The following is a 23,612-nucleotide window of genomic DNA, read 5'->3' on the forward strand; positions in this document are numbered from 1 at the left end:
GAGCTCACTCGGCAGCAGTATTTAGAGTAGAAACCGCAGTCAGTTATTCAGATGAGCGGCGTACGCAGCTACGGGAGCGGTCTAGAAAGGCGGCTGATCAACTCGCCATCGAGCAGTACGTATACCTGCAGGATTTGATGTATCACGACCAGGACTGAGCGATCGCCATGGATTGGCTTAACACGCACGGCTGGCAGGCGAGGGCACAATGCTCCCGGTGAGATGCGCCGGTTCGGCCACCGAGTTGATGGCGTGCTGATAGCTAACGAGGATTGAGTTCGCTGACTTCATAACCGCTGAGCGTCGGTAGAGATGCGCGCGGACAATTCCCGCAATGTGGTCGTGACCAAACTACCTGCCGGTGGGTACGGTAACCTTGTTCCTGGGGATGTTGAGGATGTGACTTGGCCGTGGTAGAAGCGCGTCCAGGATATAAGCGCTGCGGCCGCACGTTTAGATGAGACGATGTCCGACGTCACAGCAAGCTATGAAAGAGTACGGCCGGTCGAGGCAGAGCGAAGGCGACAGCTTCGTTAGTGTGTCGGACGTCGTGGCGGCTGCATTGAACTTGCAGCGAACTTAGCTGGGCTCGATCTGGTTGCGTATTGGGGTGCATACCGGGGAGGTGCGGCTGCGCGATAAGGGCAATTACAACTATGTTGGTTCGACCGTCAACAGGACTGCGCTCCTGCGCAACTTGGCGCATGGAGGCCAGATCTTGCTATCGAGTGCGACCAAGAACTTGGTGTTTGACGGGCTCCCCAGTGGGGGTTTGGCTGACCTATCTGGGGACTTACCGGCTGGCGTAGTCTAACCTCGGTCCAAGGATGTTCTAACCCATAGTTTTCCTATGCAACTAACGAATTTTGTCGGACGCTGCGGACAACTCAGAGCGGTTCAGTAGTCGGTGGCCGGTAACTGTGTGGTCATCTTGACAGGTGTCGGTGGTGTAGGCGAGAAACGACTAGCGCTGCAGGTGGTGGCCCAGCTTGCCGGTGAGGTCGGCGGCGGATGGTATGTGGATTTGGCACTGACCAGCAATCCTGATCTGGCGCCGACCAGGTAGCCCGTGTGCTGGGTCTGCGTGACAAACTCGCCCGCTCCACCGTGAGCGTGGTGTTGCATTTCCGGGCCGGGTGTCAAGCGCTACTAATGCTGGATAACTGTGAACATCTGGTGGAGGTTACTACGGAGTTGGTGTTGCGCCTGGTGTACGCATGTCCAGGAGTTAGGGCTCTGGCGACTAATCACGAACCTTTTCGTCTCACGGGCGAAGTGCACTGGCGGGTGCCGGCACTGTCCGTAAGCGATGAGGCCGTCGAATTATTTTGCGACCGAGCCGCAGGTGGGTGCGGCCGGATTTCCACCTTACCGAAGCCGACTCGGCCGTTGTGACGGGAGTCTGCGGCTGTCTGGACAGTTGGCCACTGGCTATTGAGCTAGCGGCAGCCCGGGTTCGGGCGCTATCACCGGCCGACATTGTCGACGGTTTAGGTGACCGTTTCCAGTTGCTGACCAGTAGTGTCTGTATGGCAGCCGGCCCGCCAGCAGACTCTGTGGACTTCGGTGGACTAGCCCCATGCGCTATTGAGCGGACCGGAACGGGTCTTGCTCCGCCGATTGGCCGTGTTTGTGGTCTGCTTTCCTTGATGTTGCGGAAGCGATCGCGGGTGGTGGTGAGGTGGAGCATTATTAAGTACTCGATGTGTTCGTGCTGCTTATCGACAAGTCGTTGGTGGTCGCCGACTATAGCAGCGGTCGAACATGCTATTGGCTGTCGGAGACGATGCGTCGGTACGTGTTGGAGAAAACTTGGCGAGTCCGGGGAGATCGATGCTGTGCGGCTGCGACACCGCAACTACTACGTGAAGCTGGTCGCTCTGCTCGACGCCTTGGGCGACACTGACTATGGGCAGTGCATCGAACAGGCGGCGTTCGAAAAGACAACCTGCGCGCGCCTCATGTGGACCTGCGAGAGCTTCGACACTGAACTCGCACTAACGCTGGCGTCTTCACTGTAGCCCGTATGGCTGACACGTGGCCGTATTAGCCAGGGGCGAGCCTGGTTTGACGCTGTTCTCCGCGGTGAGGCCGGCAGCCAGCTTGGGTTGCCGCCGGTGGTGCGAGCGAGGGACGGCTGTGCTCTACATCCTTGTCGATGTCACCGCGGGCATTGACCATATCCAGCAGGCTTTGTAGATTGCACGTGAAGTCGACTACCCTGCTTTGCTATCTCGGATATGTACCGCATGCGGGTTAAGCTCTATGATGGCAGTGACGATGCGTGAATGCGACGCTCAGAAGGCACTTGCCCAATTAGCTAACTGTGAGACCTACCTGGATCTTCCAGACGTGCTCGAATCCGTCGTCGGCCTCGACGACGGTTACCAGGAAGTGGAGAGGCTTTTGGCCTGGCTTAGGCTATATAGCAGCGTATCGGCTTGGCCTGTATTTGTTATCCACTAGTCAGGATATCAGAATTTGATGTTAAGCTCGCGAGATGCAATGGGGGAGAGTGATTGCGACGTGAAAACACGAAGTTGTCGATTAAGGAAGCGCTCAAGCACGGGCAACGTAGCGTACGTCTTAACAAACAAACGGCCAGATAACGGTTAGGCGGGGCGGCGCTTACGTCAGTTGAGCTTGACGTCACGTACCTGGCCAGCGTTGTTCTAAAAGCAACAAGGAGATTGGAACATAGCTTTTCATCTCACTTCTGACCGTGCAAAACCTGACTCGTATCTCTATGTTAAGCTCGGACTCACTTCCCACGTCCAACTCACGTACGAGCTGGACAGTCCTATCTGATGGATTACTGTCAAGCAGGAATGTCGGCATGGCACTGGCTAGCGTGGTGGGCGGCTTGCACGGAATGTGTCACCCTTGTCTCTACATGTGAACGTGTCCTAACCTAAATTCATAGGCGACGCATCTCGCGTGCCATTTGGGACTGTCCGAGAAACTCAAGACGCGTTGGGTATCGCCGCGGCCAACGGTGACTTCCCCGTAGGTGAACTTGCTTTAATGACAAAAAATTTAAAACTATTTTCGTGCGGGTTACTTCAATTATCTTGGGAAGCTGACGGATAGTTCTTAGTCGTGCGAGTGTGACTGCGGTGGCGTTCAAAACATCTGCATGATCGGTGGCCGATATCGGCGGTTGTGTTGCTGTTTTCAGGACAGTTTTCGTCTCCGAGCCTAGCTGTACTCCGGTATAGCGCGATACCCTGTTCACGTGCCGTGGTCTGGTCGACATGGCCGTGGAGCTAGATTTGGTATTAACTTCGACCACGCTTGTCACACGAGCCCCCCCCTCGCGATTAATCGATGATTACTCAACTGTGGGACATCGAGGAGTCAAAACCATCCGTTGTAATGCGTAGATTTGACGCTGTAGGGTCGCAGATTTTCCGCTTCGAGTATCGTCGGTCATCTCTGTCGCTATCAAGGGCCCAAGAAAAAGTAAAGCTCATGGTAGCCGCTGCATCCGTGTACGTCACCTATGAACAGCGCAAACACTGGTGAAACCAGCATCTACGTAATAACTTTGTTGTACAGGCAGGTTGATCAACCGGTGAATCGCTGCCAATACTTATATGCCAGGCTCAGGCGATCACAACACACCGTATGCGACGGCGGCTTACCAGTCCGCGATGTGCTGCAGCTGAACGCATTGATGACCAATGTTCGCTGCGGCCAACTACTTGCCAATCTTAAAGCGCGATAGCTTCAGCAGCTCGCCGCGCAGAGCGCGTCTATTGTGTCAAGACAGAGGTCCGCAGAGTCTTGCACAACGAAGTACTAAGCACTAAACAGAATTGGGTCATTCGGTTGATTATATGGTTGGCGACAGCACAACGTTCGAATAAAGCTGTGTTTGTGCCTCAGGTTGGTGCTCCAATGATTAGGCTGAACTGTAGAAATTCAATTGGAAAAACCTCGGCTCGAATGCGTAGCATTCCTGGACTGAGGTTGTGTATCAGTGTGACGCGCATGAATCGGATACCAGTTGATGAGATATTGGCACGCCCCGACGACAACACAGTGACGCGGACGTGAGCTTACCGCGGCTGTCGGGTATAGTGATGCTGTTATTAGCCGATGTTGAAGGGTCAACGATGCTATGGCAGAAGCGGCCTGAGCAGATGGAGGCCGCTATCGCTGGTTTGGATTGCGCGGCATTGCTAGCACGATCAAACTGCGCATTGGTCTTTACACTGGCTCGGTGCAGTCGCGCGATTAAGGCACTTATACTGGTTCCGCGGTTAATCGGGCTGCGAATCTGTGAGACCTGGCCTATGGTGGCAGGCTGCGGTTTCGACCATCACAGGTGATTTGGTCATTGACAATCTCTCGGCCGATGCTTGGCTGATCAATCTCGGTAGCCGTGCGCTTCGTGATTTATTGCATCCTGAACGGGTTATACAGATGTGTCATTCCGAACTTCGGAATAGCCTTCCGGCGCTGTGCACCCCGCAACCCTTTTTCACATAAAAACTTTCCGTTCAGATCACGACTTTTATCGGCGGCGATACACGGACGAAAGCTGTGCAAAGGCTCTTGGCGAGTAACCGACCAATGGCGGTGACCGGTGAGGGCGGTGTGGACAATAACAGGCTGGCTATCCAAGTTGCGCGGTAGCACGGTGTTGCATAATAAGTTTCATAGTAATCTATCGTATGTCGGTCTGGCTTCGTTGACCGATCCGGCGATCTTATTGCCGGGGTTCGCGTGCTAGGCTTGACCGATCAGCCGGGAAGATTGTAGTGCAATTATCCATTTTCAATTACCGGCTTTATCAGTGGCTGTTACCAACTCATGGTATTGGACAATTGCGAGCACGTTCTCGATGCCTGTGCCGAACTAGTCGTTGCGTTTTTGGGTGCCTTCCCGGCATTGACGATTTTAGCGACTAGACGCGACTCGATCGCGGTCGCTGGTGAGATCAGTTGGCGGGTGTCGTCGTTGTTGTTAACCGACGAGGAGAGTGAATTGTTCGCTGATCGCGCCCGCCCCTGGTTCAGTCAGCTTTTCGCGTTGTTAGCGCTAACACCGAGGCGGTAGGCTAGACTTGCCAGCGGCTAGAACAGCGTATCCCTGGCGATTGAGTTTGCCGCCGCACGGGTGCGGTCGCCGCTCTAGATCGCCTAGGACCGATTCTGGTTGCTGACGGGTAGTGCGCACAGCACGGTGCGCCGTCAGCAAACCCTCTAGCGCATCGATGGATCGGTGATCGAGAGCGAACGGATCTTGTTTTGCCGACCGGGGGCTTTCACGGGCAGGTTTAACTCGGCCGTAGCGTGAGCTATGCTCGGCAGGGGCTTGGCGATCTGTCCAATCCTTGATCAGCTGGCGTTGCTCATCGACAAATCGTTGATAGTAGTCAAGACGCTCTAGAGTTCATGTGGTATAGGCAGCGGGAAACGGTGCAGTAAGTATACGCTAGGAAAGCTGGATGAATCCTGCGAAATCGATCTGCTTGCGCGTCATTGTTACTACAAGACATTGGCTTCTAGGCTGGATGTGCCGAGTCGGTGTAATCACTTTGAGCTGCTGGAGTAGGCTGAGCTCGAGATCGACAGCCTCGCGTTTGCTTCACTTGGAACCGCAAAAACAATGCTGGTGTAAGCGCATTGCAGCTCGTTTCCTGGTTGCAACCGGTTTGGTTCGGACGTGGCTCGCCAGCACGAGGGCTTGTCCTGGTTTGATTTGGTCTTGGGAAGTGGCAATGCTAGTCGGCTCGCAGTATCAGCCAGTGTTTGGGTGCGCACTCGTGGACAAAGTGATGCTCGGCGCCTTGCTGGCTACGAGCCCGATGGATGACCTCGACATCATCGCTCGGCCTGGGTAAGCGCTGGTTATGACACGCGACGTAGACGACTCCAGTGATGTTAGCTCGGGCCCTCGCCGCCTGCGGTTGCAGTAGCGGTTACCAGCCAGAAGCAGTTCAAGCCTACCTTCCCAAGGCTATCCAGCTAGCCTACACCCTAATATCCTAACTATAGGGTATATATTGATAAATGGACATTGAGCCAAGCTCTCTACATGAACTGTTGGCGGGGGCCTGCGTGGTGGATGGTAGGGTCGCTGGGCGAGCTGCTGTCGAAAAAGCCTAAGAGCTCCTCGAAAGCATCGGATACCAGTTCGTTGCATGCCAATGCCATTTGTGGCGCAGTGAGGCTCACATGTGGAAAGGCAATCTGAATGGTGCGGTTGCGCCATTTTGTGTGGTTACGGCTGAAGCCGACGTGGTCGCGACCGTTCTTGGCCTGTACATCCAGGTTCTGGCGTTAGTGCATCTGGATGCTAGTGCGGCCGAGGTCGCAGCCGCTACATGCATCGCCGCTGTGGCAGAGTTGGGCATTGCATATGTTAAGATAACATATTGTATGGCGACGTTTTGTGCGAGCCCGGTCGCGGGCAATGTACCGGTAATCGATACTTGTGTGGCGGATCAGTGAAATTATTGTGCTCATCTAGATTTGTTAGCGCACCACCGCTAGTTGATGGTGTAGTTAGCCCTGGTGCGCAGCGATGCGAGTGTGGCGCCAAAGTATGCCCATGATGCTGTTAGGTCGACGAGTGGATGGCACCGAATGGTGGCGTTGATAACGCGAGTGCGCATAGCGCTTATACACGGTGAGCGGGATCTAGCATGCAATGATTCGCACGCAGTTCTGTTATGCGCAACCGACTTACGCGTCCGCAGGGGTGTTGGATGCCATTGGGCTCCATCGTTTCACTGAACGGCGAGTCCGACAGTTATTGTGTCACGGCGTGCCTTTAGGCGCAGCGGCCACCCGGAGACAGGGGGCAGTGGGTCCGCTTCAAGGTCTGGGAGGCTGACTGCCAGGTCTCGGTGTTGATGATTCGTGATGCAATGGGTGGAGAGTTATGCGATGGGTGGAGACGATTTCGCTTCCGTTTAGTCCGACGGCGTCGTGATGTTCATTCGACGAGGTGCTCCACTGACAGTGCGGGCGACGCAAACATTGAAGCAGGGGCTGGGGTTCATTAACCTCTGCCGAGTGCAACGTGGTGCAGCTGGTGGGTAACGGGCTGGGCAATCAAGGCATCGTGACACGGTTATTTGTTTCGCCACGCACCGTGCAATCCCACCTCACTCACGTCTACGTCAAACTCACACTTAACTCGCGTAAGAAGTGGTGTGCCATAGCTAATCGGTTTCGGCAGCCGTCAGGTCACAGTCGGCCCGCACTGGAGCCAACTAAACAGTGTGACCAGAGTGGCCGGACTCGGCGATGTGCCATGATGTCCAAGCTGTCAAGAGTCAGGGAGCAGCAGTGGATCTCAATTTTTCGACGGTCACACGATCAGTCGAGCGTCTGATCGCTACAGCACAAAATGGTCTGGAAGTCTTGCGGTTGGGGGGGTTAGAAAGAGACGATGTTCCATCGCCATCGCAGATTGTCGAGAGCGTGCCGATGTACAAACTTCGACGGTATTTTCCGCCAGATAACAAGCCCGGGCAACTGCCGGTGGGCTCACCCGTGCTGATGGTGCACCCGATGATGATGTCGGCGGATATGTGGGACGTCACTCGGGAGAAGGGCGCGGTAGGGATCCTGCACGCCAGGGGGCTGGATCCCTGGGTTATCGATTTCGGCTCACCCGACAAGATCGAGGGCGGAATGCGCCGGAATCTGACCGACCACATCGTGGCACTCAGTAAGGCTGTAGACACGGTCGAGGACGCCGCCGGCGATAATGTACACCTGGTCGGATATTCGCAGGGCGGCATGTTCTGCTATCAGGCTGCCGCATACCGGCGTTCGAAAAACATTGCTAGCATTGTGACGTTTGGTTCCCCGGTCGACGCCCTGGCCGCGCTGCCCATGGGTATCCCGCCCAACTTCGGTGTAGCATTCGCAAATTTCATGGCAGATCATGTCTTCAATCGTTTGGATATCCCGAGTTGGTTGGCGCGCACAGGCTTTCAGATGTTAGATCCGCTTAAAACCGCCAAGGCCCGGGTCGACTTTGTGCGTCAGTTGCACGATCGTGAGGCTTTGCTGCCGCGTGAACCGCAGCGCCGATTCCTTGAATCCGAAGGATGGATCGCGTGGTCGGGGCCAGCGATTTCCGAGCTGCTCAAGCAGTTCATCGCGCACAACCGAATGATGACGGGCGGTTTCGCCATTAACGAACAGATGGTTACGCTCACCGATATCACCTGCCCGGTACTGGCTTTCGTTGGTGAGGTTGACGACATTGGCCAGCCAGCGTCAGTGCGTGGCATTCGGCGGGCAGTTCCCAGCGCCGAGGTATACGAATCTCTGGTCCGGACAGGACATTTCGGCTTGGTCGTGGGATCCAGGGCGGCTCAACAGAGCTGGCCGACTGTCGCCGAATGGGTGCACTGGCTATCTACCGGTGCCGACAAGCCGGCGAATATCTATCCGATGCAGGATCAACCGGCCGAACGTACCGTCAGCGGTGTCGTGTTTAGTTCTCGGCTTGCGCACGGACTGGGAGAGGTCTCCGAGGCAGCGCTGGCGCTGGCTCGCGGCGTGGCCGACGTGATTGTCGCCACCAACAGGTCCGTGCGCACGTTGGCTGTGGAGACAGTCCGGACACTGCCGCGTTTAACTCGGCTTGGACAGCTCAACGACTACACTCGGATATCGCTAGGACGCATCATCGGCGAACAGGCCCACGATGCCCCGCGGGGTGAATTCCTGTTGTTCGATGGACGTGTACATACTTACGAGGCTGTCGATCGGCGAGTTAACAACGTTGTTCGAGGCCTGATCAAGGTCGGGGTGCGGCAGGGTGACCGCGTGGGTGTGCTGATGGACACTCGCCCCAGCGCACTGGTCGCCATTGCGGCATTGTCTCGGCTGGGTGCGGTTGCTGTGATGATGCGGCCAGATGTCGATCTGGCCGCGGCGGTCCGGCTCGGGGGAGCGACCGAGATTTTGACTGATCCCGCTAATCTTGACGCAGTGCTTGCTTACAGGCGCCAGTTGACGGGGCAGGTACTGGTGCTCGGTGGCGGTGAGTCACGCGACCTGCATCTGTCGGAGGATGTTGACGTCATCGACATGGAACAGATCGATCCGGATGCCGTTGAGCTGCCGGCCTGGTATCGACCCGACCTGGGATTGGCTCGGGATCTGGCGTTCATCGCGTTCAGCACGGTTGGCGGCGAGTTGGTCGCCAAGCAGATCACTAACTACCGGTGGGCGGTTTCGGCTTTCGGAACTGCCTCAACGGCCACCCTCGATCGCCGGGACACGGTGTACTGCTTGACTTCGTTGCACCACGAGTCCGCACTGCTGGTCAGCCTGGGCGGCGCGGTCGTTGGTGGTGCCCGCATCGCGCTGTCGCGCGGTCTGTGTCCGGACCGGTTCGTGCACGAGGTGCGGCAATACGGTGTCACCGTTGTGTCCTACACCTGGGCCATGCTGCGTGAACTTGTCGACGGCCCGGCAGTTGTACTGCGCGGCAATCATTCGGTGCGGCTGTTCATCGGCTCGGGGATGCCGACCGGACTATGGAAGCGAGTCATCGAAGCGTTCGCACCCGCTCATGTCGTCGAATTCTTCGCTACCACCGACGGACAGGCCGTGCTGGCTAACGTGTCGGGCGCGAAGATTGGCAGCAAAGGCCGTCCGCTGCCCGGTGTAGGGCATGTCGAGCTAGGTGCCTACGATGCCGAACAGGACCTGATCCTGGAAAACGACCGCGGCTTTGTCCAGGTCGCCGACGTCAACCAGGTCGGTGTGCTACTCGCCGCGTCCCGCGGACCGATCGATCCGACCGCTTCTGTCAAACGCGGCGTTTTTGCTCCGGCCGACACCTGGATATCGATCGAGTACTTGTTCCGCCGCGACGACGATGGAGACTATTGGCTGGCGGGTCGGCGTGACTCGGTGGTTCGCACTGCCCGCGGATTAGTCTATGCTGAGCTAGTAACCGACGCTCTCGGCCTCATCACTGGGGTCGACCTCGCTGTGACCTATAGTGTGGAGGTGGGCGACGATCAGTTGGCGGTGTCGGCGGTGACGTTGCTGCCTGGCGCAGCCATCACGAGGGCTGACCTGACCGAAGCTGTTGCTATCATGCCCGTCGGACTGGGACCCGACATTGTGCACGTGGTGCCCGAGTTGACTCTGAGCGCAACTTACCGTCCAATCGTCGGTGCTTTGTGTAGAGCTGGGGTTCCCAAAGCGGGACGTCAGGTGTGGTATTTCGATTCCGTCACTAACCAGTTCAGACGGTTGACTCCGGGGGTGCGGGCGGAGCTAATTGGCAGGCACGCGCGCACCCATGCTTGACGATTTGCTGCTGAGTATTCTGGTGTGCCCTGCTGACCGGGGGCCTTTGGTATTGGTCCACCAAGGTGATGGGGCAAGCGGCCAATTGCTCTACAACCCAAGGTTGCATCGTGCCTATCGCATCGACAACGGTATTCCGGTGCTGTTGGTTGACGAGGCCCGCGATGTCGCCGACGACGAGCACGCCCGGTTTATGGCGCAAGCGCCTCTGGCAGATCCTCAGTAAAGCAGCGCTGCAAGGTCAGCTCGATGGTTTGCACGATCTATTTGGCTGGCAACGACGCGAATGGCTCAATTTTAACGATGTAGCGAGCTATGATCATGCTGATCAACTGCGATGCGACCAACTGGATGGAGATTTTCCGCTCCTCGGCGGGTTGTCGACCCGGGCACCGACTTTTACGGTGGTTACTTCCTGCAGAAACGAGCTCGCCAAACTCATCTCGGAGCCTGAGATTAACGATCTTAATGTTGCAATCAGCCTTACACCCGATTCGGAATTCCAGATTGGTAACAACAGTAACAGAAACTGTGTATCTGAGTGTCTCGACAGGTGTCTCCCGCGTTGGCACGAACACCGTCAGGGATCAATACGTAAGGTAGATCGTGGCGGCGAACAGCTGCTGCTTAGTATCGAAATAGTGCTATGCTACAATAGCATCGATTTCGGTGGCCACGGGCACACATCTTGTTGACATTTTATAAATACCATTGTGTGTACTTAAATATACTTGTTAGGTATCGGAATCTCCCCCGATCGCCTGTGGTTTGGGTTGGCGTCCAATGTGCTACGGAGTCTGTCGCTTTCGCTTTGCTGCAGATAAATACAATGACATCAGCGCGACACCCATCACGATGATAATCAGGTCACCGTGGTGGTCGGCTTCATCCATCACATGGCTGGAGACCAGCAGCGTGGCGTCAACGTCGGCTAGGTCGGTGAACTGCACCCAGAGATCCACCCGCAATACGGGATCCAAGCCCATCGTCGGTTCATCGAGCACGAGCGACGCGGGTTGGCAGACCAAGAATCATGCCAGTGACACCCCGGTGCCTTGACCGCCGGAGAGGTTGCTGTAGAAAGGCGTTCGATGATCTGTCAATCCAACCCGCTCGATGGCGACATTAGTGGCATGGCCATCGAAGCCATACAGCGCGGTGAAGTAGCTTACGTTCGTAGATGATGCGCAGGTTATTGTAAATCGTGGGGTTCTGTGGCATAGTTTCCGATTTGGTAACGTAATGCTGCGTATTCGGCCAGTTTGCCCAGTACGGCGACAACTCCCTTAGAGTGGCTGCCCACGGTCTGGATGCCGACGATGTAAAAATCAATGTGATTTTACCGCAGCTGGATGGACCGAATAGGCCGATGATATTCCCTTGGGTGATATCCACCGATAAATCGTGCAGCGCTGGATGTTTACTGCGAATCACCCGCCGGTGCTTGACACTGACGACTGGGTTCGCGTCATCTGATGTTAATTCATCGTGCGATTAACCCACCGCATAAATACTTCTTCCTACCCTGGAGTTGTCAAGGGCCAATAAATGATAGTGATGGTGGTGACTAAACTATACTTATCTTTGTTGCACTTGTGGTCACCACAGCAGTGCACAATTTGTGCCGTGAGTGCTGACCAATTGGCTGTTGACCCGGTCGCGGCCGCACATCGACTACTCGGCGCCGCTATTACCAGCCGGGGTGTGTGCGCCATTGTCGTTGAGGTGGAGGCGTATGGCGGGGTTCCCGACGGTCCCTGGCCCGATGCCGCCGCCCACTCCTATCGTGGCCGCAACGGCCGTAACGCCGTGATGTTTGGGCCGCCCGGCCGGCTCTACACCTACCGCAGCCACGGCATCCACGTCTGCGCCAACGTCTCGTGTGGACCCGATGGGACGGCTGCCGCAGTCCTGATTCGTGCCGGTGTTATCGAGAACGGTGCCGATGTCGCCAGGTACCGACGCGGTGCATCTGTCCGTACCGTAGCGTTGGCGCGTGGTCCTGGAAATCTGTGCTCTTCGCTAGGAATTACTATGGCTGACAATGGTATTGATTTATTCGATACCGGCAGTCCGGTAACACTGGTTCTCAATGATGCTCAGGGAGCGATGTCGGGCCCACGTGTTGGAGTCAGTCACGCCGCTGACCGACCCTGGCGATTGTGGTTGGCAGGCCGGCCCGAGGTCTCGGCCTATCGCCGAAGTCCCCGAGCACCGGCTTCCGGTGCTAGCGACTAGCCTCTTTTGGATGTCTTCCAGCATCCTCGACGAGCTGGGTTGGCGCGGATTGATCGCGCAGTCCACCGACCTCGATGCGTTAGCCGCCGAGTTGCGGCGCGGACCGGTGGCAATCTACGCTGGCTTTGACCCCACCGCGCCGAGCCTGCATGCCGGACATCTGGTGCCCCTGTTGGCGTTGCGGCGCTTTCAACGCGCCGGCCACCGGCCAATTGTGCTCGCGGGCGGTGCTACCGGCATGATTGGTGACCCGCGCGATGTTGGTGAGCGCCCCCTTAGCGAGGCGCACACCGTAGCTGAATGGACCGAGCGAATCCGCGGACAGTTGGAACGCTTCGTCGAATTCGACGAAGCCGCAAAGTCTAGGACCGGAGCCGTCATCGTCAACAACCTGGAATGGACAAGCCGAATGTCGGCGATAGAATTCTTGCGTGATATAGGCAAGCACTTCTCGATCAACGTGATGCTAGATCGGGACACGATCCGGCGACGGTTGGATGGTGAAGGGATCTCTTACACCGAATTTAGCTACATGCTGTTGCAAGCCAACGACTACGTCGAGTTGCATCAGCGCCACGGCTGTGTCCTGCAGATCGGCGGTTCCGATCAGTGGGGCAATATCATCGCCGGGGTTCGCTTGGTACGCCAAAAACTCGGCGCTACAGTGCATGCGCTCACAGTCCCACTGGTGACCGCTGCCGATGGCACTAAGTTCGGCAAATCCTCCGGAGGAGGCAACTTGTGGCTGGATCCAGACATGACCAGTCCGTACGCCTGGTACCAATATTTTATCAATACCGCCGATGCGGATGTCATTCGGTACTTGCGTTGGTTCACTTTTTTGTCGCCCGACGAACTGGCCGAACTGGAGCAGGCTACGGCCTCACGCCCGCAGGAACGTGTCGCGCAACGTCGATTCGCTACCGAGCTCACGGTTTTGGTGCATGGCACTCTGGCAGCCCAGGCCGTTGAACATGCCAGCCAGGCATTGTTTGGTCAGGGCGAACTTACTCGCCTTGATGAGGCGACGCTGGCAGCGGCATTGCGCGAGACGGCGATCGCCGAGCTTAAACCCGGCAGTCCCGACGGTATTGTCGATCTGTTGGTGGCCAGCGGTCTGTCCGCTAGCAGGGGTGCGGCGCGGCGCACGATCGTTGAAGGCGGGGTGTCGGTCAATAACATTCGCATCCAGAGCGAGGAATGGGTTCCGCAGACATCAGATTTTCTGCACGGCCGCTGGCTGGTGCTGCGCCGCGGTAAGCGGAATATCGCCGGGATAGAAAGGGTTTAGCGTGGGTTGGGTGATTACTAGCTACTCGGACCCAGCGGGCCGGTCTCGATGGTCAGCGGTGCGGTAGCGGGTCGCCTTTCCCTGACTGACCGACAAGGTCAGCGAGGCGGGCCGTACGGTTTGCACGGTGGGGATTCCAAGGATCGTCGAGCGAGGTTAGGGTTGGCTGTTCTGATGATGCCAGCCGTTTTTAGCAGAGGTTGTACGGCGAGCTCGATCTGCTTGGGGGATGCTATGCGGTGGGTGCCTGATAGGTGGACAATTATCATGGAGTTGGCATTGCTCAATACCGGTGTTGGCTAGTGCGGCCAATTCGATACCATTGGCTCAGTGGTATCGAGGCGGTGGCATTCCGACATAGGAATTTACGCTAACTGAGTTGGACGCCGGTGTATTAGAAGATTGCGGAGTACGCCGGGTGATTAATCGTTGGTGGTGGCGAGGATACTCAGCGGGGCCTTATCTGGGATTGAGGGGAGGGGCGACGATATCCCGCTGGGGTCTATAGCATTACCTGAGAGGTGCTTGCAGTCTTGAACTCGCGTTACCGAAGTGGGTCAATGCTTCTTAATCCCTAATCGCGCGATACGTGAGCGGAATTGGGGTTCTAGCTGGATAATTCTTCTCGAGATACAGCTTTCGGGTTTTTCCGTTGTGCTGCTATCCCATGAATGGCTGGGGTGGGAGAAAAAATCGAGTCCGGAGGATCCTGTTATCTCTCGATTGGGGGACAACAGGCCCCGAAGCGTCCACTTACGCCGACGGCTGTCCACAATTTGTGATCGCCTGTCTCTTTCGATTGGTTTCGTTGCCTTGCGACGCCAGGGTCTTAACCCTAGAAAACGAGGAAAACTGGTTTTTCCGGTTTAGAGTGCGTCGATTTGTTGGGTGAGGTTGCCGCAGTGTGGTAGGGATAGGATTCAGTAGTAGGCGAGGTTGGGGAATTCGAGGACGTTTCGACATAGGGCTCCTAGGAAGCCGTTGATAGCTTTGGTGGGCCTGTTGGGGGTGCGGTTGATCATGAGTGGCCGCAAAATGCAGCGCACACACCACAGCGTAGTTAACCAGCCCGATCCGACGAGCCAGGAGATGTTGTGGATAAACACTTCCCGATCACAGTCACTAACTAGGCAGCAGTACCGCGAGATACCCACACCCGCAACGGATACCCGACAACGGGCACATCAGTCACCTTACGCACAACGCTATCGCGGTAAATCCCCTCTCCTCACCACCACAACCCAGACAACAACGCTGGCCACCATCGAGAAGGCCACAAAACAACACCATGACATCGCCATCAATAGTCGCGCCGGTAATCGTCCCCCAACTCCAACCTACGCACGATCGTATAGACAGCAGCAGGAAACGACATAAGATCAGCCACACAACTCCCCAGTAAATAGGTCCACATGGCGTAAGAACCCGCACCATCTGCCTACTGGACCCCGTCTTCGCTCAACAACACGACCCCATCACCCCAGTCGCCACACCAATCACCTAACACCCCAACTCCCGAACAAACCAAAAAACCGCCGAACCGTTTCCACCAGCTGCTGAGAAATCAGAAATAGTAGCGAAATCAGCAAAAAAACACCGACGCCCGGACCCATAGGGTCCGGGCGTCGGCACACAATTTGTTAGGTCGCTGCGTGAAATGCGTCGATCACGTAGGCCGGAATACGGCCACGAGTCGACACATTGTGCCCGTTGCGACGAGCCCATTCCCGGATCGCCGCGCTCTGTTCACGATCGATCGCGCCACGGCCGCGTCCAGAGCTGACACGCCCGCGCCGACGACCACCGACGCGGCGTCCAGCGGACACCCATTGCCTCAAATCGCTGCGTAGTTTCGCAGCATTTTTGTTCGTAAGGTCGATCTCGTACGTCACACCGTCAAGCCCGAATTCGACCGTTTCATCGGCGGCGCCCGCACCGTCGAAATCATCGACCAAAGTGACGGTCACTTTCTTCGCCATTACCTTACCCTCGCGTTTCTTCCTGAACAGTTGCTGAACAGTTTGGATCAACCTCACCCGATACTAATCTGCCATAAGAACGCCACACACTCAATCGCGACACAACACGAACAGTTCAGTTAGAGTACGGCCTAACAATCGGGAACAAAACGGTCTCCCTAATTGACAGTCCAGTCAAAGACATCAACAACCTGTCGATACCCATTCCAGTTCCGGTGCATGGCGGCATCGCGTACTCCAGTGCTGCCAAAAAATCCTCATCAAGTGCCATCACCTCATCGTCGCCAGCGACTGTAGCGCGGACTTGTTGATCAAATTTTTCCCGCTGCACGATGGGATCGTTTAATTCGGAGTACCCCGTGGCCAGTTCAACTCCACGAAGGTAAAGATCCCACTTCTCGGTCACTCCAGGGATGCTTCGATGCTGGCGAGTCAAAGGAGTTGTCTCGATCGGAAAATCCTTGACAAATGTGGGTGCAGTCAGCGTGTTACCCACTGTGTGCTCCCATAGTTCCTCAACAAATTTCCCGTGCCCGTAGCTGGGCTTGTCAAGAAGATCAGGGCCAAGTCGACTTGCGATGGCTCGCAGCCGATCGACCGACGTCTGCGGCGTGATTTCTTCACCCAACGCAGCCGACAAGGACGGATACATTTGTATAGTCGTCCATTCTCCATCTATATCGTAGACGCTACCGTCAGGAAGCGGCAGTTGTCTGGTCCCGATCGCCTCATCGGCCACCTCTTGAATAAGCTCTCGGGTAGCAACCGCTGAATCTTCATAGGTCCCGTAGGTCTGATAGGTCTCTAGCATAGAAAATTCCGGGGAATGCGTAGAGTCGGCTCCTTCGTTTCGGAACACTCGATTAAGTTCAAAGACCTTGTCGAAACCACCGACGATGCATCGCTTGAGGAACAGTTCCGGTGCGATCCGTAGGTACAGATCGATGTCCAGAGCATTGGAATGCGTTACGAACGGCCGGGCCGCCGCGCCACCGGCTAGAGTCTGCAACATAGGCGTCTCAACTTCGAGAAACCCGCGCCGTTCTAACGCAGTCCGTATCACACGAATAACGGCGATTCTCTGACGAGCTACCGTTCGCGCTTGCGGCCGGACAATCAGGTCTACATAACGCTGCCGTACCCGCGACTCTTCACTCATCTCCTTATGCGGGACGGGCAGCGGCCGCAACGCCTTGGATACCATCTTCCAGGAATCAGCAAGAACTGATAATTCACCGCGACGTGAGCTAATCACATTCCCGTGTACATAGACAATATCGCCAAGATCGACGTCGGATTTCCACGTATTGAACGTTTCGGAACCAACTTTGCCAAGACTTATCATCACCTGCAGGCTGGTGCCGTCACCGTCCTGCAAGATCGCAAAGCATAGCTTCCCCGAGCTACGCGCAAATACTACCCGACCCGCGATACCAACGATGTCATCAGTAGCGGAGTCGGTCGCCAAGTCATAATAGGCGGCGCGAACCTGCGCCAAGGTATGGGTACGTTCGATAGCGACCGGATACGGGTCGCGTCCCTGCGTCAACAGACGCGCACGCTTGTCCCGGCGAATCCTAAATTGCTCAGGAAGAGCAACGCCGGTCTCCGGCGGGTCGGCGTTCACGACATGCCAGCTTAAATGACCCTTCACCGGCACTGGCTTGGTGGACATCGAGCAACGTCACGCGTGCGTTGCCAGCCGCTGCTAGTGCGCCGTCTTCAACCGGCCGCGCTGCGCTTCTCGGTTACGTTCTAAGACCAGACACAGGGCCATGCAGGATCAAATGCTGGTCATAGTGGTCGACGGTATGCAGCTCGGACAGCAACGATGTGGTGTGTCCCGGTAGCCACGACCGCTACCCGAGCGCCGAGGCAATCGGAAAATCGCTCCACGTCCTGGCGAATGCGACCGGCCAAGCCATCTACCAGTCCAGCAAAGCCGAACACCACACCGGCCTTCATGCATTCGACCGCGTTCTTACCGATCACCAATCGGGACCGGACCAACTCGACACAGTGTAACGCCGCAGAGCAAGCTGCCGCGGCATCCTAAAACACCTGACACTCCGGGGGCAATGGCACCGCCCAGGAACTCCCGAACTCCCCCTTGGCCGACACCACATCCACACATATCGACGACCCTAAATCGACGGTAATAGCAGCCTTGCCAAACTTGTGGAACGCCGCCAGGCAGTTCACGACCCGGTCGGCGCCCACTTCTGTCAGATTGTCGACCAACAGCGGAATACCGGTACGCGCCCCTGGCTCTACCAGCACATCTGACGCCGATGCTCATACTGATCGAGCATGATACGAACCTCATGCAGCACCGCCGGGACGGTGGACAACACTGCGACGCCAGTGAGTCGCTCTGAGTCATCACCGATCAGGCCGTCGATAGTCAAGGCTAGTTCATCCGCGGTAACCTCTGATTCGGTTCGGATCCGCCATTACTGCACGACCTTGATGTGCTCCTTGGATCCAGACAGCCACCCTACGACGGTGTGCGTGTTGCGGACATCGATGGCCAGCAACACAGTTACCGCGCGTCTATCCGGGAATCAAATAGTTCGGCAGCGCCAGATACACCGAAGGGCACATCGCCTGAATTGCGGCCCAAGTCTGTTGGCTTGTTGCCAGCGTCGACGAACACAATACGCGGCTGGTGGACACGTGCCTCGGCGTTTCCCATGATCCCATACGCGATCAGGATCACCAGATCACCCGGATGAACGAGATGTGCTGCGGCACCATTGATTCCAATCACACCGGTACCACGTTCGCCAGCAATCGCGTAAGTTACCAGCCGGGCACCGTTATCGATGTCAACGATGGTCACCTGTTCACCTTCGAGCAGGTCCGCAGCGTCCATCAAATTGGCGTCGATGGTCACCGAACCGACATAGCTCAAGTCAGCCTGCGTGACGGTGGCGCGGTGGATTTTCGATTTCAGCATCGTCCGTAGCATCAGATCCTCCAGGGTGTTTAAGCGTGTTCATCCCGACGTTTATCCGGCCTAGCAGTGCCGGCGAAATTGCCGATCTCAATCGAGATGTTGTCCAGCAGTCTGGTGCTGCCAAGCCTGACCGCCACTAACAGCCGGCCGGACATGTTGTCGCGCACCGGGCCAAGCCCGGCATCGCGTAGCTCCACATAATCGACCACAAGACCGGGTGTAGCGTCCAACACCACGCGGGTCGCGTCCAGCGCAGCCTGCACCCCCCCAGTTGCGGCGTGCGCCCCGGCTGTCAACGCTTCCGACAGCGTCGTGGCTAGATCACGCTGTACAGGATCCAGATAGCGGTTGCGCGACGACATCGCTAGCCCGTCGGCTTCGCGCACGGTCGGGACACCAACCACGACGACGTCGAGGTTCAGGTCGGCGACCATCTGTCGGATCAGGACTAGTTGCTGGTAGTCTTTCTCCCCAAAGAAAACCCGGTCAGGATGCACGATCTGGAGCAACTTGAGCACAACAGTCAACACCCCGTCAAAATGGGTTGGTCGCGGTCCACCTTCGAGCTCGGACGCTAACGCCCCGGCATGCACGGTGGTGCGCTGTCCGTGGGGACACATCACTGCGGCGGTCGGCGTGAACACAATCTCGACATTTTCGGCACGCAGCAGCGCCAAATCGTCATCGAGGGTGCGGGGGTAAGCATCGAGATCTTCCTCGGCGCCGAATTGCAACGGGTTGACGAAGATTGACACCACGATCACCGAGCCGGGAACGCGTTTAGCAGCGCGAACTAGAGCCAGGTGCCCCCCGTGTAACGCGCCCATCGTCGGCACCAGCATCACCCGGCGACCGATATGGCGCAGCGCTCGACTGACATTGGTGACATCTCGGGGGGTCGAATATACATTGAGTTCGCCCGGGTTGAATACCGGTGGTCGGCTGTTCGTCATGACATCAGCACCTCAACAATATCGTCGTAAGCACGTGCACGCTGGGCAGTCACAGGACATTCACCCGATACGCCTGGGCTACTTCTGGGCTAAACCTGCATCAGCGCGGCCAAGTGTCCCACGATCGCAGCCGCATCACCGCAGGTGACCTGTCCGGTAAATGCGGCCTGACCCCGTTGCAGGGTATTCTCGCACGCCGCCCGAGCCAATGGCCCAACGATGCGTTTGGCAATGCCACCAGGCTGGTCGTAGACGGTTTGTTGCCCTAGCAGTTCGCTGCTGCGCAACGCCTTGAGCACGTCAGCGAACACCGTCATACTGAGGTTGCCTGCATGGGCTAGAACGGCGTGGTAGAAAATGCGGGCGTCCTCGCGAACACATAACAGCTCTCCACCCACCCCAAGACCAACGACTGATCGATCACACACCCGATATCGTCGGCCGCGGTGATCCCAAAGCGAGTATCCGGCAATCGGCTGAGATCCTCTTCGGAGCCGATGAACGTTATCGCCGAATGAATTGCCAGTGGAATACAACTATCCTTGCTCAGTGCCGCAAGGATGCCGACCCCATTAGCCCCCGCAGTGTGTGCAACGATCGTCCCCAGTAATACTGCCGAAGTCACCACCAAGCCAGATACCAGGCCGGCGAGCTCGCTGTCGGAAACCGACAATAGCAGTAGCTCGGTATTGGCAGTCACCTCCGCCGGCAAGGCCTGCGTGGTTTCGGGCAGGCGATGCTGCACCCGCTGCCGCAATGCAGGCGAGGCGGTGCTGCATACCACCACGTGGTCGGTGCGCTCCAGTGCGACACCCAACGCAGTACCCGCCCGGCCGACGGAAATGATCCCCACCTTGAGCCTAGCCAGGCACAAACCGTCGAACTGCACCATCGCAGACGACCTCACATGTTTGTTGGTTCGTTCCAGTCCCATAACACGAGTACCAGACGGTCACTAAGACCGTAGTCGATTTGGCAGTCAGGACCCAGGGTTATGCGTCACGGCTCACGTCTGCGACGCCGGCCACGACAGGTCGGCTCAGCCCCTAGTCGCGCCATCAGATCGGCGACCGACTGACCACCGGCGGCTAAGTCGCGTCCCTTCACCCCGTCCGCCGAAGAATCTGCGCTGCGGTGCCGAGGCGCCTGCTCAGCGAAAACACGATCAGCAGGTGGCGGCGGCTGGCTGGTCGAGGTGCCACCTTTGGCAGCAATGTCCTTGATACTGTATTCGTGGTATTCGGCGAATTGGCGCGCCCGTGCCCGACGACCGGACCCGCTGTGCTGCTGCGCTGTCCCGGCATCGCCAGGGGGAGCTGCCACGGCTTGGTCCGGGCTGGAATGGCGGGCCCGCCGCTGACGACCTGGCGGGGTGCTCGCCGACTCGACGCCCACCCAGGCATTGTCTGGCGCACCGGGGGACAACCACCGTTCGTCGGCCGTGACCGGCTGCCAATCCGGTACTTGCGGTTGCAACAGTTCCTGTGGTGAGGATGATGCTGGCGGCCGGTGGCGAGGTTCGAAGAGCAAATCTGACTGTAACGACGGGGCCTCAAAATGCGGCCGCACCTCTTCCCGCGAGACCGCCGGCCCTCGCGGCGGCAGTGGTCCCTCGCTAGCGGTTGGTACTCCCACCACCTCGGGCACGTCGATGATCGAAGCGTCCTCGGTACGGCTGGGCACCCAGTGTTGACGATCCTGGCGGACCGATGTGACCCGATCGCTGGGCACCCAGTCAACGGGCTTGCTCCGGCTATCACGGCCCTGATCGCTATAAGCGCGCGTTGGGGGGGCTGCTTCTGCCTGCGGTGTTTCCACACCCGCCAATGCCGGGCGGTGCTGGAGGTCCGTGTCGAACAAGATCTCCAGGTTGGTTCGTAATGCGGTTAACTCCGAACGCAGCATTGCCACTTCGTCGGCGGCCTGAGCGCGTAGCTCGGAGGCCAGCTCGCGGCGCAACTGGGACTCCACCTTCAGTTCATATTCGCGGCGAGCCGAGATTTCTCGATCCAACTGCAGATCGTAGACAAGCTTGAGGTGACGCACCCGAGACTGATCCGCATCGCTCTGCCGGCGGTACAGCACCGACACGAAGGCGCCGGCGACTGCGGCCCACAATGCCAGGATCACAGCGAGCTTGAGAAGTTCCACCCGATTGGTGAAAACTAGTGCGGAACTGGCCCCCATCGCGAGGACCAGCAACACCGTCAAGAGCACCCAACCCGGCCTGCAGCCGCCGCGCCGGACCCGGGCGCCGCGGGACAGAACGGTCATGGCCTGACTGTACCCGGCGAGGTCAACCCGCGTGTCGCACCAGTCCAGCGATTCCCACCTGTGTCAATCCTGAGTCAAATTGTGGTGAAATACCAAACTGATAATCCTCGCTACAACTTGCGATCTGCAACGTCGGCGAGCAAGCTAACTTTTGGCATCTTCGCCGTGCTCGGTGGGGTCCTGTGGAGATTTGCAGGAATGTTGCAGCCAGAGAGCTGCAATCACTAGTGCCAGGGCACTGAAGGCCGCCACGACCGTTCCAGAAATGTCCTCTTCGGCAACTCGCAGCCACGACTGCCGCGGCAAAAAGTACACCAACACGCCGACCCACCAACCCAGCACCAGCGCACCCACCCAGGCTGACGCCTTGGCAACTATCAGGCTGCTTGCCACCGCTAAGGGGTGCAGCCAACCGGGGCTATCGCCGATCTCCCCATTGTTGATTTTGGTCCGCACGTAGCGCGCCCACAACGCCTCGACGATGGCAACTGCGAGCAACGACAGACCAGTCCACACGGTGATGGGTGGAAACCACCGGTACAACACAATCACCAGCAGATAACCCACCGCTGCAGCGCCGACCACCGCAGCCGTCAGGTCACGTTTCCGGGTCGGTCCCATCAGTCTGATTTCGGGCTGACTAGCCACGCTGGCGAACTACATTTCAAAGTACGCGTCAGCTTGAGAGCCAGACGAGTCAACCGCACACCTTCCCGCTCGGTCGGCTCCACTTCGGCCAACAGCCGGTCGACCCGTCGCGTCCGCCCAGCGACGGTCAGCTCAGCATTCGGGTCGATGGCTAACCACGGAACCAGTACGAAAGCCCGCAGATGAGCCCGCGGATGCGGCAATGTAAGGTTGCGTTCGTGCGTGATTACCTCGGCCATACCGGCCGTAGCGCCCGACGTCTGGTAGCAGGAGATCAGATCGACGTCGAGGGTGCGCGGCCCCCAACGGAGGCCGCGCACCCGATCTGCCTTCCGCTCGAGCTCCTGGGCCCAGCACAGCCAATCCTGTGCAATATACGCCGGACTATCGGCGATCACCACCGCGTTAAGAAACAATCCCTGCTCCACGCCACCCCATGCGACGGTTTCATATACCGGAGAGACCGCGACCACCGCACCACCCAGCCTGTCGACGACTAACTGCAGCCGCGCCAGCCGGTCACCCAGGTTGGACCCGATGGACAGTACAATGCGCGTCATCACACCCCGATCCCAGGAATAACCGAACCACGACCACTGCGCCGCGACCGCCGAACCACCACCGCCACATCAGAGAACTTCTGCGGTATCGACGCCTGCGGCTTGTGCACCACCACCTCGACGGCATGCACGCGTTCATCGTTCATCACAAATTCGGCAATCTCGCTACCAACCGTCTCTATCAGGTTCCGTGGTGGGCCAGCAATAATCTTGGCAGCCTGCTCAGCCAGAACCACATAGTCATGGGTGTCAGCCAGGTCGTCGCTCGCGGCCGCATCGGCCAGATCGATCCACAAGATAACGTCCACGACGAAGTCCTGTCCGTTGACACGTTCGTCTTCGTAGACCCCATGCTTTCCACGAACTGTCAAGCCCCGCAACTCGATTCGGTCAGCCATCGTACTCAAAC

19 protein-coding genes and 4 pseudogenes are annotated in these 23,612 nt (G+C 57.6%); 11 read left to right on the top strand and 12 right to left on the bottom strand.

Translation table 11 applies throughout. The features are described from left to right. The first annotated feature begins 598 nt into the window (after positions 1-598). From MUBE_RS01860 to MUBE_RS01905, 9 genes and pseudogenes are all read left to right on the top strand, one after another. Positions 599-814, top strand: a complete 216-nt coding sequence (locus tag MUBE_RS01860) for an adenylate/guanylate cyclase domain-containing protein (protein ID WP_165849632.1) — start codon at positions 599-601, stop codon at positions 812-814. A 108-nt stretch (positions 815-922) separates the two neighbouring features. Then, positions 923-1,066, top strand: a complete 144-nt coding sequence (locus MUBE_RS15350; RefSeq protein ID WP_165849633.1) for a hypothetical protein — start codon at positions 923-925, stop codon at positions 1,064-1,066. Between the two features lie 5 nt (positions 1,067-1,071). Next, on the top strand, positions 1,072-1,395 hold the full coding sequence (locus tag MUBE_RS01865; protein WP_116539242.1) for a hypothetical protein: 324 nt from the start codon (positions 1,072-1,074) through the stop codon (positions 1,393-1,395). After that, entirely contained in the window at positions 1,392-2,021 is a 630-nt protein-coding gene (locus MUBE_RS01870; RefSeq protein ID WP_116539243.1) for a hypothetical protein, read from the top strand. Before MUBE_RS01865 ends, MUBE_RS01870 begins: the two co-directional genes overlap by 4 nt. Before the next feature lie 2,797 nt (positions 2,022-4,818). Next, the gene (locus tag MUBE_RS16235; protein WP_207801623.1) at positions 4,819-5,064 is read left to right on the top strand and encodes a hypothetical protein; all 246 of its coding nucleotides are present in this window, start codon (positions 4,819-4,821) and stop codon (positions 5,062-5,064) included. A 1,121-nt stretch (positions 5,065-6,185) separates the two neighbouring features. Next, on the top strand, positions 6,186-6,461 hold the full coding sequence (locus tag MUBE_RS01890; RefSeq protein WP_116539246.1) for a hypothetical protein: 276 nt from the start codon (positions 6,186-6,188) through the stop codon (positions 6,459-6,461). 541 nt (positions 6,462-7,002) lie between these two features. Beyond that, positions 7,003-7,185 (top strand): annotated as a pseudogene (locus MUBE_RS19670) (helix-turn-helix domain-containing protein); the annotation flags it as partial. A gap of 77 nt (positions 7,186-7,262) precedes the next feature. Next, positions 7,263-10,301 (top strand): acyl-CoA synthetase, encoded by a 3,039-nt coding sequence (locus MUBE_RS01900; protein ID WP_116539248.1) that lies wholly within the window; start codon positions 7,263-7,265, stop codon positions 10,299-10,301. Next, positions 10,294-10,527, top strand: coding sequence for a Trm112 family protein (locus tag MUBE_RS01905; RefSeq protein ID WP_116539249.1), 234 nt, complete (start codon positions 10,294-10,296; stop codon positions 10,525-10,527). Before MUBE_RS01900 ends, MUBE_RS01905 begins: the two co-directional genes overlap by 8 nt. 562 nt (positions 10,528-11,089) lie before the next feature. Here MUBE_RS01905 and MUBE_RS16705 read toward each other — a convergent pair. Further along, a pseudogene (locus tag MUBE_RS16705) lies at positions 11,090-11,795 on the bottom strand (ATP-binding cassette domain-containing protein); the annotation flags it as partial. A gap of 132 nt (positions 11,796-11,927) precedes the next feature. Between MUBE_RS16705 and MUBE_RS01920 the strand changes: the two are divergent. Both MUBE_RS01920 and tyrS read left to right on the top strand, forming a co-directional pair. Further along, positions 11,928-12,539, top strand: coding sequence for a DNA-3-methyladenine glycosylase (locus MUBE_RS01920; protein WP_116539308.1), 612 nt, complete (start codon positions 11,928-11,930; stop codon positions 12,537-12,539). Positions 12,540-12,549: 10 nt separating this feature from the next. Further along, a complete protein-coding gene (tyrS, locus tag MUBE_RS01925; RefSeq protein WP_116539309.1) occupies positions 12,550-13,830 on the top strand; it encodes a tyrosine--tRNA ligase in 1,281 nt (426 codons plus the stop codon). Positions 13,831-15,470: 1,640 nt separating this feature from the next. Here tyrS and lsr2 read toward each other — a convergent pair. The 11 genes and pseudogenes from lsr2 to folB form a co-directional block, all read right to left on the bottom strand. Continuing rightward, positions 15,471-15,809: a histone-like nucleoid-structuring protein Lsr2 gene (gene lsr2, locus MUBE_RS01930; RefSeq protein ID WP_116539251.1), complete on the bottom strand. Its 339-nt coding sequence runs from the start codon at positions 15,807-15,809 to the stop codon at positions 15,471-15,473. A gap of 115 nt (positions 15,810-15,924) precedes the next feature. Then, positions 15,925-17,436, bottom strand: a complete 1,512-nt coding sequence (gene lysS / locus MUBE_RS01935) for a lysine--tRNA ligase (protein WP_243632754.1) — start codon at positions 17,434-17,436, stop codon at positions 15,925-15,927. A gap of 167 nt (positions 17,437-17,603) precedes the next feature. Then, positions 17,604-18,089, bottom strand: a pseudogene (locus tag MUBE_RS19675) (type III pantothenate kinase). Next, entirely contained in the window at positions 18,080-18,217 is a 138-nt protein-coding gene (locus MUBE_RS19680; RefSeq protein WP_424399006.1) for a hypothetical protein, read from the bottom strand. The pseudogene MUBE_RS19675 and the gene MUBE_RS19680 overlap by 10 nt, the downstream one beginning before the upstream one ends. 134 nt (positions 18,218-18,351) lie before the next feature. Then, the gene (panD, locus tag MUBE_RS01945; protein WP_116539253.1) at positions 18,352-18,780 is read right to left on the bottom strand and encodes an aspartate 1-decarboxylase; all 429 of its coding nucleotides are present in this window, start codon (positions 18,778-18,780) and stop codon (positions 18,352-18,354) included. A 17-nt stretch (positions 18,781-18,797) separates the two neighbouring features. Beyond that, a complete protein-coding gene (gene panC, locus MUBE_RS01950) occupies positions 18,798-19,721 on the bottom strand; it encodes a pantoate--beta-alanine ligase (protein WP_116539254.1) in 924 nt (307 codons plus the stop codon). After that, a pseudogene (locus tag MUBE_RS01955) lies at positions 19,718-20,613 on the bottom strand (DUF2520 domain-containing protein). The gene panC and the pseudogene MUBE_RS01955 overlap by 4 nt, the downstream one beginning before the upstream one ends. 107 nt (positions 20,614-20,720) lie before the next feature. Continuing rightward, positions 20,721-21,995 (bottom strand): DUF6779 domain-containing protein, encoded by a 1,275-nt coding sequence (locus MUBE_RS01960; protein WP_116539255.1) that lies wholly within the window; start codon positions 21,993-21,995, stop codon positions 20,721-20,723. 144 nt (positions 21,996-22,139) lie between these two features. Next, the gene (locus MUBE_RS01965) at positions 22,140-22,616 is read right to left on the bottom strand and encodes a DUF3180 domain-containing protein (RefSeq protein WP_116539256.1); all 477 of its coding nucleotides are present in this window, start codon (positions 22,614-22,616) and stop codon (positions 22,140-22,142) included. After that, the gene (folK, locus tag MUBE_RS01970; RefSeq protein WP_116539257.1) at positions 22,616-23,203 is read right to left on the bottom strand and encodes a 2-amino-4-hydroxy-6-hydroxymethyldihydropteridine diphosphokinase; all 588 of its coding nucleotides are present in this window, start codon (positions 23,201-23,203) and stop codon (positions 22,616-22,618) included. Before folK ends, MUBE_RS01965 begins: the two co-directional genes overlap by 1 nt. Continuing rightward, positions 23,203-23,601 (bottom strand): dihydroneopterin aldolase, encoded by a 399-nt coding sequence (gene folB, locus MUBE_RS01975; RefSeq protein WP_116539258.1) that lies wholly within the window; start codon positions 23,599-23,601, stop codon positions 23,203-23,205. Before folB ends, folK begins: the two co-directional genes overlap by 1 nt. Between the last annotated feature and the right edge of the window lie 11 nt (positions 23,602-23,612).

Origin of the sequence: Mycobacterium uberis (assembly GCF_003408705.1) — a bacterium.
GTDB lineage: Bacteria > Actinomycetota > Actinomycetes > Mycobacteriales > Mycobacteriaceae > Mycobacterium > Mycobacterium uberis.

What these genes read in the sequence shown, in the direction of transcription:
- MUBE_RS01965 (WP_116539256.1), bottom strand. Translation starts at nt 22,616, where the DNA reads ATGGGACCGACCCGGAAACGTGACCTGACGGCTGCGGTGGTCGGCGCT.
- tyrS (WP_116539309.1), top strand. Translation starts at nt 12,550, where the DNA reads ATGTCTTCCAGCATCCTCGACGAGCTGGGTTGGCGCGGATTGATCGCG.
- panD (WP_116539253.1), bottom strand. Translation starts at nt 18,780, where the DNA reads ATGCTACGGACGATGCTGAAATCGAAAATCCACCGCGCCACCGTCACG.
- MUBE_RS16235 (WP_207801623.1), top strand. Translation starts at nt 4,819, where the DNA reads ATGGTATTGGACAATTGCGAGCACGTTCTCGATGCCTGTGCCGAACTA.
- MUBE_RS01900 (WP_116539248.1), top strand. Translation starts at nt 7,263, where the DNA reads ATGTGCCATGATGTCCAAGCTGTCAAGAGTCAGGGAGCAGCAGTGGAT.
- MUBE_RS01905 (WP_116539249.1), top strand. Translation starts at nt 10,294, where the DNA reads ATGCTTGACGATTTGCTGCTGAGTATTCTGGTGTGCCCTGCTGACCGG.
- MUBE_RS01890 (WP_116539246.1), top strand. Translation starts at nt 6,186, where the DNA reads ATGTGGAAAGGCAATCTGAATGGTGCGGTTGCGCCATTTTGTGTGGTT.
- panC (WP_116539254.1), bottom strand. Translation starts at nt 19,721, where the DNA reads ATGACGAACAGCCGACCACCGGTATTCAACCCGGGCGAACTCAATGTA.
- lsr2 (WP_116539251.1), bottom strand. Translation starts at nt 15,809, where the DNA reads ATGGCGAAGAAAGTGACCGTCACTTTGGTCGATGATTTCGACGGTGCG.
- MUBE_RS01960 (WP_116539255.1), bottom strand. Translation starts at nt 21,995, where the DNA reads ATGACCGTTCTGTCCCGCGGCGCCCGGGTCCGGCGCGGCGGCTGCAGG.
- folB (WP_116539258.1), bottom strand. Translation starts at nt 23,601, where the DNA reads ATGGCTGACCGAATCGAGTTGCGGGGCTTGACAGTTCGTGGAAAGCAT.
- folK (WP_116539257.1), bottom strand. Translation starts at nt 23,203, where the DNA reads ATGACGCGCATTGTACTGTCCATCGGGTCCAACCTGGGTGACCGGCTG.